Source organism: Prosthecobacter sp. (assembly GCF_044232965.1).
Classification (GTDB): Bacteria; Verrucomicrobiota; Verrucomicrobiia; order Verrucomicrobiales; family Verrucomicrobiaceae; genus Prosthecobacter.
Genome location: NZ_JBIIKX010000109.1, coordinates 1 through 14573, shown reverse-complemented (window position 1 = coordinate 14573; position 14573 = coordinate 1). Strand labels below are relative to the sequence as shown.

Here is a 14573-nt window from a genome sequence, read left to right as displayed (position 1 = left end):
TTAGGCGAAGCGCCCCCGACGATCAAAGACCTTGCTATCTCCCCTATCGGTGGGACTATGCCGACCCTCAAAACCCGAGGGGATCGCATTATGAGTCAACACACCTTCCCTGAACTGGGAATCGCCCCGGAGCTTTTAGAAGCCGTCAAATCCCTCGGTTTCGAGCAACCCTCCCCCATCCAGGCCGAGGCCATCCCTGTGGCCCTGACCGGACGCGATGTGGTGGGCCAGAGCCAGACCGGCTCCGGCAAGACCATGGCCTTCGGCATTCCCGTGGTCCAAGGCATTGATGGCTCAAAGCGCCATGTCCAGGCCCTCATCCTCTGCCCCACCCGTGAGCTGGCCATGCAGGTCTGCGCGGAGATCCACAAGCTGGCGGAGTTCAAGGAAGGCGTGCGCGCCACGCCGGTCTATGGCGGTGCCTCGTATGACCGCCAGATCCGCGCTCTGCAAAGCGGCTCCCAGATCGTCGTCGGCACCCCAGGGCGCATTCTCGACTTCATGGAGCGCGGCTTGATCAAGTTCGACGGCCTCAAGACCCTCGTGTTCGACGAAGCCGATGAGATGCTCGACATGGGCTTCAGCGACGACATCGACCGCCTCATGGCCGTCGTGCCAAAGGAGCGCCAGACGATCTTCTTCTCGGCCACCTTCGAGCCGCGCATCCGCCGCCTCGTCGAAAATTACACGCGCAACGCCGCCACCATCACCATCCAGCAAAAAGCGCTCACCGTTCCCACGGTGGAGCAGCGCTACTACGAGGTGCATGGCCGTTCCAAAACGGAAGTGCTCTGCCGCGTGATCGACATCGAGGCCCCACGCCTTACCATCGTCTTCGCCAACACTAAACGTGCCGTCGATGACGCCACCGACGCCCTCGTGGCGCGTGGTTATGCCGCCGACCGCCTGCATGGCGACATCAATCAAACCATGCGTGAACGTGTCATGCGGAACTTCCGCAGCGGTGCTGTTGAAGTCCTCTGCGCCACCGATGTGGCCGCGCGCGGCATCGACGTGAACGACATCGACCTCATCGTCAATTTGGAACTGCCCTACGACGCCGAAGACTACGTCCACCGCATCGGCCGCACCGGTCGTGCCGGCCGCAAAGGCAAGGCTGTCAGCCTCGTCGCAGGTCGTGAGATTTATCTCATGCAGCGCATCCAGCGCTTCATCAACATCCGTGTCGAGCGTGCCGCCGTGCCGTCGCAGGAAGATCTCGAAGCCACTCGTGTCGATAAGACCTTCGAGAAGGTCAAAGCCGTGCTCGAGGCCAGCAGCTACACCTCGCACGAGCACAGCATTCAGCGCCTGCTTGATGCCGGATTCACCGCCACCGAAATCGCCAGTGCATTGATGGACCTCCTCATGAAGGATCAAGTCCGCGAGGCCGAGCAGATCATGGAAGACCGTGCACCCAAGCGCAGAGACGCCCCGCAGCGCGAATTCCAACCCCGTCCGGCTCCTCCGGTGCGCACACCGGCCCCTGTTCCGGCCGCCGCACCTGCGCCAATGCCCGCCCCTGTTGAAGCCGCTCCGGCTCCCGCAGCCGACGCTGAAGCTCCAGCCGTGACCGAGTCCCCTGCCCCGGAAGCTCCCGCCGTCGTCGAAGAAGTATCGTCCCCATCCGTATCGCCCGCCCCATCCGCTTCAACTTCCCCGGCCGAAGAACACGAGGAAGACGCCGGCCCCACGAATCATCAGGCCGCCGCTCCACGCCCGGCTCCGGCCAAGTTTGACAACGAATACGACACCTCCGACGAAGAGCGCCCGCTGCCTCGCAAGCAGAGCAGCTACGTCCAAAAAGGCCCGCGCTCCGGTATGGTGCGCCTCTTCATCAACGTCGGCGGCATGGACCAGGTGCGTCCGCAGGACATCGCCGGCATGCTTTACAACACCATTCAAGATCTGACCCCCGGCAGCATCGGTGCCATCGACGTGCTGGAGAAATGCAGCTTCGTCGAAGTGCCCGGTGAATCAGTCGAGTCCGTGCTCGAGGGCGTCAAAGGCGCCCAGTTGCGCGGTCGTGATGTCCGCATGGATCACGCGGATCGTCCCGATGACATCAGCGGCGTGCGTCCGAAGCGTTTCGGCGGCGGTGGTGGTTTCATCAAAAAGCCCGGCTTCGGTGGTGGTGGCGGCTTCAACAAAGGCGGCTACGGCGGCGGTGGTGGTTTTGGCGGAGGCGGAGGCTACAAAGGTGGCGGCGGTGGCTTCAGCAAACCCGGCTTTGGTGGCGGCGGTGGCGGCTTCAGCAAGCCTGGCTTCGGCCCCAAACCCAAGCCCTGGCTCAAGCGTGAAGGCGAAGGCCCCAGCCCCGGTTACGGCGGCGGTGGTGGCGATGAAGGCCCGCGCCGTGAAGACGCCGGTGGCGGTTACGGAGGTGGCGGCGGCTACGGCGGAGGCGGTGGCTTCAAAAAGCCCGGCGGCTTCGGTGGTGGCGGTGGTGGCGGTGGCAAGCGCTTCGGCGGCGGCGGTGGCGGCTTCAAAAAGAAGTGGTGAGTGATTCACCGCCCTTGGCCTGACATGGAGACCCGACGCATCGTCGGCAATTCATGTTCGTGACAACAAATCGTCGCCTCTCCCAAGTTACCACGCTTGCAGAATGGCCAGTCCCTCACGGTTTCGTGGCGCCAGCGCCAGTGAATCAAGCAGGTGACGTTTTGCCTTCGCCGCATCCGTTTCTTTCCAAAGCTGCGCCAGCTTGAAGTGCGTCTGCGCCGCGCCGCCCGGATCAAGCACCAGCACGCGCTCATAGGCCGCGATGGCCTCCTCGCGCAGGTTCAAGGCCGCGTTCGCCTCTCCCAGCGCCTTCTGCGGCGTCACCAGGAAGGGATTCAGCGCCGTGGCACGTTGCGCGTTCGCTTTCACCTCCGCCCAGCGTTGCTTCGGCACATCCAGCTCGATCAGGCGCAGGAAGGTGCTCTGCGCGCTGGATGAATTCGCCGCGATCTGCCGCAGCGCCGCCACTTCCTCGTCCTCACGCTTCATCTGGCGCAACGCCATCGTCTTGAGCATGTAACCGCTGTCCGCATCGTAGCTGTCCGGCAGCAGCTCGATGAGCTTGTCCGCCAGTCGAAGCACTTCCGGCCAGTTCTTCTGCGTCACCATATCCTGCGCGTGTTTCCGCGTCGCGGGCAGGTTGTTCGGGTGCTCCTTCAAGTAGGTCGTAAACGATCCTTCATCGAAAGGATTCAAATCCTCCGGCTTCGGCTCCTCCCAGTCCGCCAAAGCACCAAAGCCCTTTGCCTTTGCTGTGATGAACTGCGTGAACCCTTTCTCGATATCATCCAGTTCGCCGACATTCGCCTCAAGCGCGTCGTTGATGCGCTTCCCCGCCGCCAAGTCACGCAAAACGCCCAGCAGCTTCTCCAGGCCGTGCTTCTCGATCAAATACTCCACCACCTGGCTCGACTCATAATACGCGAACATCACATGCTCCTGCGACTTCGCATTCATGAAGGCCCCGCTCAGTTGCGACACCGGCGTCAGCGTCTCCTCATCCAGCGTCATCTCGCGAAACGTCGCATCCATCGGCATGCCCCAGGCCGGATCACGCTGCTTTTCCTCATACACGCTGATCCCCTCGCTCAACCATCGCGGCATGCGGTTCTTCGTCGCTGAGAGCGTGATCACATGGCAGAACTCATGCCACAGTGTGCTTTCCCAGTTGTTGCGACCATGCGCCAGGCTGCCGGGGCTGTTCATCGTCACCACTGTGCCAAAGCACACGCCCAGCATCCCCTGCCCGCCCAGCGCGCCAAAGGTACGGATGGCAAAGTCCTGCTGCGCGCCGAAAAACTCCACCAGCACCGGCCTTTTCAGCTCCAGGCCATATTTCGGTGCCAGCACCGCCTTCGCCTCGCGCAGCAGCGTCAGCGCCCGCTCGCCATAGATCGGCCAGTCGCGCTTCGGCATCTTTAAAGTAAAATCCTCGAACGACTTCGTCACATAGCCGTTCATCTCCTTCTCCAGCTGTCCCAAGTTGTGCGCCTGGATGTTGTAGCCGTCCTCCGTGCGGATCGTCGCCGCCAGCTTCCACGCTTCATCCTCCTCGCCCAGCCGCAACAGGTCGTGGCAGAGCTGCACTTTGGCAGGCAGGTAGTTCGCGTCCATCTCCAGGGCCTTGCGCTGATGCCCCGCGCTTTCCGCGAAACGATACGCCCGCGAAAGGCAGCGCCCGATTGTGTGATCCACCGTGGGATTCTTTCCCCAACGCTTCAATGCTGCCGTGCGCGCAGCATCGACCTTCTTCGCGTCCGCGTGAAACAGATGCGCCACCACCGCCCGCAGGGACCACGCCATCGGATGCTGCTCGTCAAAATCCAGCACCAACTGCACCGCCGCCTCCGCCTCCACGAATTTCTCGCCGCCGATGAGCAGTTCCGCCCGCAGCAGATGCGCCGCCTTGTGATTCGGGTTCAGCTCCAGCGCCTTTGCCAGATTCTCCACCGCCTTCTCGCGATCACTCGTGCCAAACGCCTTCGCCAGGCCAAAGCGCAGCTCCGCTGTCTCCCCGTGCGCCTTCAAACCCGCGCGAAACACCTCCGCCGCCCGCTTCGCATCGTCCTTGTCGAGCGCCAGATGCCCCTCGGCCAGATACGCCGTCTCCAGCTTCGTATCCTTGCCCTGCGCCGCCTTGAAATACTGTGAGATCACCTTCTGCGCGTCCGCCCCCAGCACAACCGCCGCCCGGCCAAGCATCACCAAATCCATCGCCGTGCGATCCTTCGGCGCTTTCGCCTTCGCCGCCTCATTCAGGCCCTTGAGCGCCTCCGCCGCGACATCTGACTGCCCCAGCATCTTGGCGAAATCATGCTGCAGCATCAGCAGCTCGAAATGTCCCGGAAAAATCACCAGCGCCTTCTTTGACTCTTCCTGCGCCTCCTCGATCCGCCCGAGTTCCACCAGCGCTTTCAGTCGCAGAATGCGCCACTCCGCAGCCTTGAGCCCCTTCTCCACTGCCGCCTCGCCCACCCGCGCCACCAGCTCATAATCCCCATGCGACAGCAGCTCCGTCACCGGCCCCAGGTTCCGCTCCTCAAACATCTTCTCCAGATCAAGCTGCTGCGCCTGGGCTGAAGCGGCAGCGATGATTACGATGATCGTGATGAAGGCGATGGCTCGAATCATGAGAGTGAACGATGTCTTGTGATGTCGCCCAGCATATCGTGAGCCACCAGGGCCTTCTCACAGTCTTTTTGAACCGCATGCCTGAAAAACAGCGGCACAGCATTTGCAGGGACGGCGCTTTCTCAGCACAATGCCGCGATGATCACCCGCGACGAGCAAGGACGCGCCCACTTCGGCCGAGTGGAGGGCTTTCTCCAACTGCTGATCCTTCTGAACATGGTCGCGTTCGCCTGCGAGACGTTGCCGGGCCTCAACTCCGGCTGGCAGCGGGCGTTTGGCGTCTTTGAGGCGCTCAGCGTGATCATTTTCACCGCGGAATACCTCGTGCGCGTGGCCAGCACCCGCCCGCGTATGAGCTACGTCCGCTCCTTCATGGGCATGATCGACGTGCTCTCCGTTCTGCCGTTTTACCTGAGCCTCGGGTTTGACCTGCGGAGCATCCGCGTCTTCCGCCTGCTGCGTGTGTTACGCCTCTTCAAGTTGGCCCGCTACTCCGCCGCCGTGCAGCGTTTCCACCTGGCCTTCATTTACGCGAAGGAGGAGCTGGTGCTGTTTGGCACGGCTGCCTTGGTCGTGCTCTACCTCGCCGCCGTGGGCATCTACCATTTTGAAAATGCCGCGCAGCCGCAGGTCTATGCCTCTGTCTTTCACAGCCTGTGGTGGGCCATCGTCACCCTGACCACCGTCGGTTACGGCGACGCCATCCCCATCACGCTTGGCGGACGCGTTTTCACCGGCTTCGTGCTCGTCGCGGGGCTCGGTATCGTCGCCGTGCCCACCGGCCTGCTCGCCGCCGCTCTCGCGAAGGCCCGCGAGCATGAAAAAGAGATGGCGGAGGCCGAGAAGAAAAAGAACGAGGCCAAATCAGGCCTCGGCTAGCATCGTTTGCGCACATCCCCTGCCCGCCTAGTCTGACGGCGAATGTCCCAACGCCTCTTCCTCCTCGACGGCATGGCGCTGCTTTACCGCGCGCACTTTGCCTTCATCAAAGCCCCCATCCGCACCAGCGACGGGCTGAACACCTCCGCGCTGTACGGCTTCGCCAACACGCTGCTCGACATCCTCAAAAATCAGCAGCCCACGCATCTCGCCGTCGCTCTGGACACCTCCGCGCCGACGCCGCGTCATGAGATGTTTCCTGCCTACAAAGCGCAGCGCGAGGAGATGCCGGAGGACATCAGCATGGCCATCCCGCAGATCAAACGTCTCATGGAAGCCATGAACGTCCCCATCCTCGTGCGCGATGGCTACGAGGCCGACGACATCATCGGCATTCTGGCCAAACGCGCGGAGAAAGAAGGCATCGAGACCTTCATGGTCACGCCGGACAAGGACTTCGGTCAGCTCGTCTCCGAGCACGTCAAAATCTACAAGCCCGGCCGCCAGGGTGCCGACACGGAAATCCTCGGCGTGAAGGAAGTCTGTGAGCGCTGGGGCATTGAGCGCCCCGAGCAGGTCATCGACATCCTCGCACTGATGGGCGATGCGGTCGATAACATCCCCGGCGTGAAAGGCTTCGGCGAAAAAACCGCCACCGCGCTCATCCAGCAGTTCGGCAGCGTCGAAAATCTCCTCGCCAACACCGACCAGCTCAAAGGCAAGCAGAAGGAAAAGCTCGAAGCCAGCAAGGACGACGCCCTTCTCTCCAAAAAACTCGCTACCATCTTCGTGGACGCGCCTTACGACGCGCAGGTCGCCGATCTCATCCTCAAACCGCACAACGACGACGCGCTGAAGGCCTTCCTCACCGAGTTCGAGTTCAACGCCCTCGGCCGCCGCTTGTTTGGTGATGACTTCAAGGCCGGACGTGGCCGCAAAACCGCTGCCGAAGCCGCGCCGAGCGATCTTTTCGCTGCTGCGGAAGTCGAGGCGCCTGTCGCTGCAAAGCTCACCACCATCGCCGACACGCCGCACGTTTATCATCTCGCCCAAACCGCCGAAGAACGTCAAAATCTCCTCGCCCAACTCGCCCAGCAGAAATCCTTCTGCTTCGACCTCGAAACCACCGGACTCGATCCCCGCGACACCAACATCGTCGGCATCGCCTTCTCATGGAAAGCACACGAAGGCTGGTTCGCGCATTTCCCACGTGACAAAGCCGCCGCGAAGACCGTGCTCGAAGAATTCCGCGATGTGTTCACCCGCGACGGCATCGAGAAGATCGGCCACAACCTCAAGTTCGACCTCAGCGTGCTCCTCGCGCACGGCGTCGAGGTCACCGGGCCGTATTTCGACACCATGCTCGCGCATGCCTTGATCGAGCCCGAGCAGCGTCACGGCATGGATTTCCTCTCGGAGACTTACCTGCACTACACGCCCGTCCCCATCACGGCGCTCATTGGCGTCGAGAAGGACGATTTGTTCAGCCAATCAACCATGGCGGACGTTGCGGCAGAAGATGCGAGCAAAGTCGCCGACTACGCCGCCGAGGATGCCGATGTCACCTGGCAGCTTGCCGCCAAACTGCGGCCTGAAATGGCTCCGCATGGTCAGACGCGCGTGTTTGACACCGTCGAGTCCCCCTTGTTGCCCGTGCTCACCAGCATGGAGAATTTTGGCGTGAAGATCGACGTGCAGGCGTTGCGCGAATACGGCGTCGAGCTCGACAAAAAAGCCGCCGAGTTGCAAAAGCGCATTCAGGAAAGTGCGGGCGGCCCCTTCAATCTCAACAGCCCCAAACAACTCGGCGAAGTGCTGTTTGACCGCCTCAAACTCATCGAGAAGCCGAAGAAAACCGCCACCGGCCAGTATCAGACCAATGAGCAGGTCTTGCAGTCGCTCACCGGCCTGCATCCCATCATTCAGGACATCCTCGACTACCGCGAAGTCACCAAGCTCAACAACACCTACGTCGAAGCGCTGCCGCATGCCGTTTCAAAAGTCACCGGCCGCGTTCATACCACCTTCCATCAGCTCATGGCCGCCACCGGCCGCATGGCATCGAGCGATCCGAACCTGCAAAACATCCCCATCCGCTCCGATCTCGGCCGCGAGATCCGCAAAGCCTTCGTGCCCGGCTTCGACGGCTGGGTGTTGATGAGTGCCGACTACTCACAAATTGAACTCCGCGTCATGGCCGCGCTCAGTGGCGACAAGGCCATGATCGAGGCCTTCGCCCAAGGTCTCGACATTCACCAGGCCACCGCCGCACGAGTTTACGGCGTCGAACTCGACGGCGTGCTGCCCGAGATGCGTCGCACCGCCAAGATGGTCAACTTCGGCATCATCTACGGCATCTCCGCCTTCGGTTTGAGCCAGCGCCTCGGCATTCCACGCGGCGAGGCCGCCACCATCATCGACAACTACTTCAAGCAGTTCCCCGGTGTGAAACGCTTCATGGAACAGATCGTCGAAGACGCCAAAACCCGCGGCTACGTCGAGACCCTCACCGGCCGCCGCCGCACGATTCGTGACCTCAACAGCGCGAACGCCACCATCCGTGGCCAGGCCGAGCGTGTCGCCATGAACACCCCCATCCAAGGCACCGCCGCCGACATGATCAAGCTCGCCATGATCCACGTCGCCACCACCTTGAAACAAGCCGGCCTCCAAACCCGCATGCTCCTCCAAGTCCACGACGAACTCCTTTTCGAGATGCCCGAGAGCGAAGTCGATCAAGCCCGTGCGATCATTCTCGATGCGATGAAGAACGCCCTGCCGCTCGAAGGTGTGCCGGTGGAAGTTGAAGCTGGCACGGGCTTGAACTGGCTCCAGGCACATTGAGGTTTCATCCTTGCCAAAAAGCGCAACCGCCCGCTTTCATCCCGCACCTGTGAATTCGTCAGGATTGATTCACCATATCAAACCAAGGAGCCACCTTCGGTTCGGATTGTCTTTGAATTGATCCAAGGGGCATATCATTTCCCGAATAAGTCAGCCGTCAGAAATTGCGCTGCTGCAGACAACACTTCTCACACCGTGGGCAACAGGATGCCAGCTATCAATGAAACACAGATCACTCTAATTACTCTCGGCGTCACACGTTCGGCAGAGCATGAACACGCGCATTTGGGTTATGCTGGGTCTGATTTCATTGTCGTCAGCCTGCAAAGATTCAACGCAAACCGCGCCTCAATCTCAGCAGTAGCTGCTTCAGCGCCTCACCACGCGGCAGTCCCACCTGGGTCGGCCTGGAGATCAACTCGCCAGCGGATTTCACCCAAGGCATAAAGGTGCTCATTGAGGAATTTTTGCGCTTTGGAGGTCGTCTGGGTGAGTTCCAACGCTTGCTGGCAGGCACCAACGCTTACCAGCGCGCTGGCATCGACTACAACACGGACTGGAACGGCTGCTACATCGCCCCAGCGCCGCAAATCCGCCGCCTGCCCTCTGAAGTCATCTGGAAGGTGGTGTCCGGCGAGTTTGATCTCCAAATTCCGCAGGTGCCAGCACCCGGCCACACGCTGCGCATGCTTGGCCGAGGAACGCGTGAATGGACGGATGAGAGCCTGACACGCGTTTCGCATGAGTTGCCCTTTTCATGATGAATGGCGAAAGGGTGGCCCAACGAGCCTCCAAAAACACGAAGGCCGAGGATTCCTTTCCAGAGCTGCTGGGCCGCAAACCATCTGACGAAGAACAAGCCGCGATCTCAAAACATGCGGCAGCAGATCAGGATGTGGCTTGGGCGCTACTGAACACGACGGAGTTCATGTTCAGGCCGTGATCAATCCCGCGAACCAGGCATGATCTTCAAATCAACGCTCTTGCCCTCACGCTGCACGGTGATGGTGGTTTCCTTGCCAATCTTCAAATCGCCCATGACGTAGGTGTAGTCGTAGATGTTGGTGATCTCCTTGCCGCCGAGCTTGATGATGATGTCACCGGCTTTGACGCCGGCTTTGGCGGCGGGGCCGATGGGGGAGACGCCGCTGAGCTTGACGCCTTTGGTGTCGCCCTGGGCGTAGTCGGGGATGGTGCCGAGGTAGGCGCGTAGGCCGGTGCGCACGCCGGAGTTTTTCGGCGCTTCCATCGCGATGTAATCCGGCGCAGGGTCAGTAGTGGCGATGCCTCTCGCGATGAGACTTATGAGCTTGGTGATCTTCGTGGCATTCGGGTAGTCGATCTTGTCCGCCGTGTCACTCGGCATGTGGTAGTCGGCATGCGAGCCAGTGAAGGCGTTCAAGGTGGGGATGCCTTTCAAATAGAACGCGGTGCTGTCGGTGGGCAGGTGGGCGTCGTTCTGCGTGGTGATCGGCAGACCGATGGGTGCGTTGCGTTTCTCAATCTCCTTCGCCCATAGCGAGCTGCTGCCGAGGCCCTGAAGGACAACGGACTTCTGGAAGCGGCCGATCATGTCCATGTTCAAACACGCGGCAAACATGCCGGTGAGCTTCGCGCTGGCGTCGCCCTTGATCATCTTCGCGTAAGCCTCGACAAAGTGATTGCTGCCGAGCAAGCCAAGCTCTTCACCACTCCACGCGGCGAAAATGATGTCGCGCTTGAGCGTCAGCTTGCCCTGCTTCTTCAAATCGGCCAGCCATTGGGCGATTTCGAGCACGCCACCGACGCCGCTGGCGTTGTCATCGGCTCCGTGATGAATTTTATTCACTTCATCGCCCTTGGCGCGTGAATTGGAGCCGCCGCTGCTGCCGAGATGATCGATGTGCGCGCCGACAATCAGTGGCGCTACGTGTGGATCAGGCTTGTCGCTATAAGGCAGCACCGCGAGCACGTTGCGTCCCTTTTTCTTCTCCTGCTGGATCACGATCTTCGCGCCGAGCTTGAGGCCAGTGCATTCGATGCCACCCATGAGATCGCCGTTGTCGAGCTTGTCCTGAAGGTCCTTCAATTTCTTGCCAGCGCTGGCGAGCAGCTTGTCACCGACGGCATCGGTGATGCTGATCGCCGCGATGCCGCTGGTGGCGAGTGATGCATCAAACGTCATCGGCGCGAGTTGCTGCACGACCTTGGAATTCGGCCCGCTAACCACGATCAATCCACGAGCACCTTTCTGCCGTGCGGTGAGCGCCTTGTAGCGCAGGCTGGCGTAGCGACTCAGCTCATTGCGGCGCTCTTGGGTGATGCCTTCCGGCAAATAGCGGAAAACGAGCACCCATTTGTCTTTGACCTCGAGGTGCGCGTAGCTGCTATAAGTTTGGATCTTTTTGCCATCGGTGCCGGTGGCTTCTTCGGGTGTTTCGATGCCGTAACCAGCGAAAACGATACCTACGGGAGCCACATCGCCGTTTTGGGAAAAGGAGAGAGGTCGCCAGTCTTGGTCAACGGTCAAAGATTGGTCAAGGAGGGTCAAGGCATTGCCTTCGCCGAGTGCGACACCGGCGGTGAAGTCGAAATTGTCGAAGTAGGTTTCGTCATCTCCAAAGGCGCTGAGTCCGATCTGCCTCGCCACATCGGCAAAATACTGGGTGGCGAGCTTTTCACCATCGGTGCCCGTGAGGCGGCCACCGAGTTCATCGCTGGCAAGGTAGGTCACGTGTTGCTTGATGTCAGCGTCGCGAATGTCCGCAGTAGTTTGAGTGAAGTCAGGACTCTTGGACTGAGCGATGGGGGCTAGCGGATCGGTTTTGAGGCCAAGGGCCGTGAGCGCGTGATCGTGGTCCCAATCGGCCATGTAGATCTGCGAGGCACCGCCGCTGGCACGTCCACTGGTCCAAGAGAGTTTTTTGCCATCGGGCGTGAAGACCGGTAAACCATCAAAACCATCAGTGGTCGTCACGCGGACCGGCGCATGCTTGCCAGCCGCGTCAACGATGTAGAGTTCAAAATTCGCAAAGCCGTTGAGATTTGTGGTGAAGATCAAATACTCGCCGCTGGGATGAAAATAAGGTGCCCAGCTCATCGCGCCGAGCTTGGTGATGGCTTTTTGATCGCTGCCGTCGGCGTTCATGGTCCACACCTCGGCCACATCACCCTTCGGCGTGAAGCGGCGCCAGCAAATGCGCTTGCCGTCGGCGCTGAAAAACGGCCCGCCATCGTAGCCGGGCACGTTGGTGAGACGTTTCACGTTCGAGCCATCGGCGTCGGCGGTGTAGATCTCCATGAAGTATTGTTTGTCGATTTTCAGGCGCTCCTTCTCTTCATTGCTGAGCGTTTTTTCGTAGGCCTGACGGTTGCTCGCGAAGACGATCTTTTTGCCATCCGGCGACCAGCCGCCTTCAGCATCGTAACCACGCGTGTTCGTGAGGTTCTTGAGCTTCTTGTCCGCCAGTGTGTATTCCCAGATGTCGTAATGCTCGTCGTAGTCCCAGGAGTATTTGCGCACCTTGGCGTTCTTGCGCTCGTCATACTCGGCCTGCTGGAGTTTTTTTGACTCAGGATCGGTGTGAGTGGAGGCGAAGAGCACGCGTTTGCCGTCCGGATGAATCCACGCGCAGGTCGTTTTGCCCATGCCGGGCGAAATGCGCTCCTGGTCGCCCGTTTCGAGGTCCATCAGGTAGATTTGATAAAACGGGTTCCCCTCCTCGCGCTCGGACTGAAAGATCATCTTGGTGCCATCAGCCGAAAAGTAGCCCTCCCCAGCCCTTCGGCCCTCAAAGGTGAGCTGGCGGGTGTTCGTGATGAAATCCGCCTCGGTTTGGGCAAGAACAGAGGTGGCGGCGAGGCAAAGGGAAAACAGTAGACGCATGGTTTGCGCTTTATACGCGCCAGAAAGGCTCCTGCCTTCGGAAAGTTCACCGCCGTCGCCCGCCCACCACCGTCTGAAAGCTGCCCCAGAGCACGAGCACGCCGCCGATGACCTGCGGCATGGTGAAGGGCTCGGCAAACAGACTGATGCTGCACAGTGTGATGATGACCGGCACGGTGACCTGGAAAGCCCCACCCGCCGCGACAGAGAGAAAGCGGAAGCCTTCCGTCATGGCAAGCTGACCGAAGGTGGCGCACATCGCCGCAGCCGAGAGCAAAGCAACATCCGTCCAGTTCAGCGAGATGTGATTCATCCACGCGATGGGAACGGCGAGTAGCACGCCATACACGCACTGTGAGGCGAAGATGGTGGCGCTCGTTTCCGTGCGCGTGAGCTGACGAATGACCACCACGACCGCCGCCGCGAGTACCGCGCCGACAAGGGCGATGATTTCATACTGCCCAAACTGTGTCAACGTGCCGGGAGCCATGCCCGTAAGCAGACCCAGGCCAAACAAGGCCAGCAGAATGCCGCCGAGCTTCATCAGGCCGAGTCTTTCGTGCAGTACGAAGGCCGCCATGATCGCGGCAAAGACGGTCCAGGTGTTGCCGATGAGCGTGGCCTTTCCTGCGCCGAGCGGACCGATGGTGACATAGTAGGCCGCCGTGCCGATGGCCCCCAGAATGCCGCGCGAGGCCAGCAGCCAGCTTTGAAACGAGCGCCGCAGCCTCAACGAGCCCGCTGGCGCAAACAGCACGATGGTCACCAGCAATCCAAGCACGGCGCGAAACGCGAGCGACATCCAAGGATCGACATGACGGTTGGAGGAGAGCACCTTGAGCAGCAGCGCGTTGCCGGTGAAACAAGTGAGGGACACGGTCATCCACAGCGTACCACGTCGGGAATGGTGTTGGAGTTCGGAAGTAAGAGTGCTCATGGAGGTGCCGGTCTGAGGGCTACCTTCTGGCATCATTTCTGATCGTTTTGTCGTGTGATGATGGTCGCTGTAAGCGCAGGTTCCTCAAACCGTGGAGTTAGGCATGCCAAATGGCGCGTACCGTTTTTACAACGGCACGAATCGCGATTCGGCTGGCAGGTTTGAGGTTCATCAGACTGGCGGAGAGTGGATGGAAAACACGAGAGTGCAAATGACAATTCAAGCAGATGCTGGCGATGCCAAGGCTCATGCTCATATCGCCACAATGGAGTGTTCACCCCATTGTTGTTTGAGTGCGGACTGCCATGCTGGCCCCACTATGATGAACAACCGCCTATGTGGCACGATCCGATGGGTTTTGGGCGGGATGCTGATGGTGTGTGTTCTCAATGGCTGCGCATCTCCAGAACAACGGCAGGTGAGGCGTTCGCGTGAGCATGCGTTCATCGCCTACTGGCCGCCTCCTGCTGGCAGCACCGGTCTGCGGCTGGCGGTCAAAGACAACATCGACATGCAGGGCCGGGTCACCTCGGCGGGATCCGAGTATGTGGCCAAGCACGGCACCCCGGCAGCACGCGATGCCCCGTGTCTGGCGCTGGCTCGGGAACGAAACGTGCAGATTGTCGGGAAAACCAATCTCACGGAGTTTGCGATCACGGTCTCCGGCAAGAATAGCTTCTTTGGCACGCCGAAAAGTCGTCTGGATGGTAAGAACAAGGTGATTCCAGGAGGTTCATCGAGTGGTTCGGCGATGGCGGTCGCTACGGACATGGCGGATGTGGCGTTTGGCACGGACACGGGCGGTTCGATCCGTGTGCCGGCGGCCTGCTGCGGGGTTTACGGCTTGAAGACTACCTTTGGCCTCGTTTCAACCAAGGGCGTGTTTCCCATCTCACCAAAGCATTTGGACACCGT

The 14573-nt window shown here is 60.4% G+C and carries 8 protein-coding genes; 5 read left to right on the top strand and 3 right to left on the bottom strand.

Annotated elements, in window-relative coordinates:
* The first annotated feature begins 90 nt into the window (after positions 1–90).
* Positions 91–2502 (top strand): DEAD/DEAH box helicase, encoded by a 2412-nt coding sequence (locus ACILSI_RS25365; RefSeq protein ID WP_395724721.1) that lies wholly within the window; start codon positions 91–93, stop codon positions 2500–2502.
* Positions 2503–2589: 87 nt separating this feature from the next.
* Here the strand turns inward: ACILSI_RS25365 and ACILSI_RS25360 are convergent, their stop codons facing one another.
* Positions 2590–5133 carry a peptidase MA family metallohydrolase gene (locus tag ACILSI_RS25360; RefSeq protein WP_395724720.1) on the bottom strand — a complete coding sequence of 848 codons (2544 nt, stop codon included), beginning with the start codon at positions 5131–5133 and terminating at the stop codon, positions 2590–2592.
* A gap of 138 nt (positions 5134–5271) precedes the next feature.
* Between ACILSI_RS25360 and ACILSI_RS25355 the strand changes: the two genes are divergently transcribed.
* From ACILSI_RS25355 to ACILSI_RS25345, 3 genes are all read left to right on the top strand, one after another.
* Positions 5272–6012 carry an ion transporter gene (locus tag ACILSI_RS25355; RefSeq protein ID WP_395724719.1) on the top strand — a complete coding sequence of 247 codons (741 nt, stop codon included), beginning with the start codon at positions 5272–5274 and terminating at the stop codon, positions 6010–6012.
* A gap of 42 nt (positions 6013–6054) precedes the next feature.
* Complete coding sequence (gene polA, locus ACILSI_RS25350) at positions 6055–8856, top strand: DNA polymerase I (RefSeq protein ID WP_395724718.1); 2802 nt, start codon at positions 6055–6057, stop codon at positions 8854–8856.
* Between the two features lie 449 nt (positions 8857–9305).
* Positions 9306–9617 (top strand): hypothetical protein, encoded by a 312-nt coding sequence (locus tag ACILSI_RS25345; protein ID WP_395724717.1) that lies wholly within the window; start codon positions 9306–9308, stop codon positions 9615–9617.
* Between the two features lie 182 nt (positions 9618–9799).
* On the opposite strand, the gene ACILSI_RS25340 is transcribed toward ACILSI_RS25345, so the two are convergent.
* Together ACILSI_RS25340 and ACILSI_RS25335 are read right to left on the bottom strand one after the other, a co-directional pair.
* Entirely contained in the window at positions 9800–12721 is a 2922-nt protein-coding gene (locus ACILSI_RS25340) for a M28 family peptidase (protein WP_395724716.1), read from the bottom strand.
* Between the two features lie 46 nt (positions 12722–12767).
* Positions 12768–13658 carry a DMT family transporter gene (locus tag ACILSI_RS25335; RefSeq protein ID WP_395724715.1) on the bottom strand — a complete coding sequence of 297 codons (891 nt, stop codon included), beginning with the start codon at positions 13656–13658 and terminating at the stop codon, positions 12768–12770.
* A 418-nt stretch (positions 13659–14076) separates the two neighbouring features.
* Between ACILSI_RS25335 and ACILSI_RS25330 the strand changes: the two genes are divergently transcribed.
* On the top strand, positions 14077–14573 hold a 497-nt coding region (locus ACILSI_RS25330; protein ID WP_395724714.1), incomplete at its 3' end, for an amidase family protein.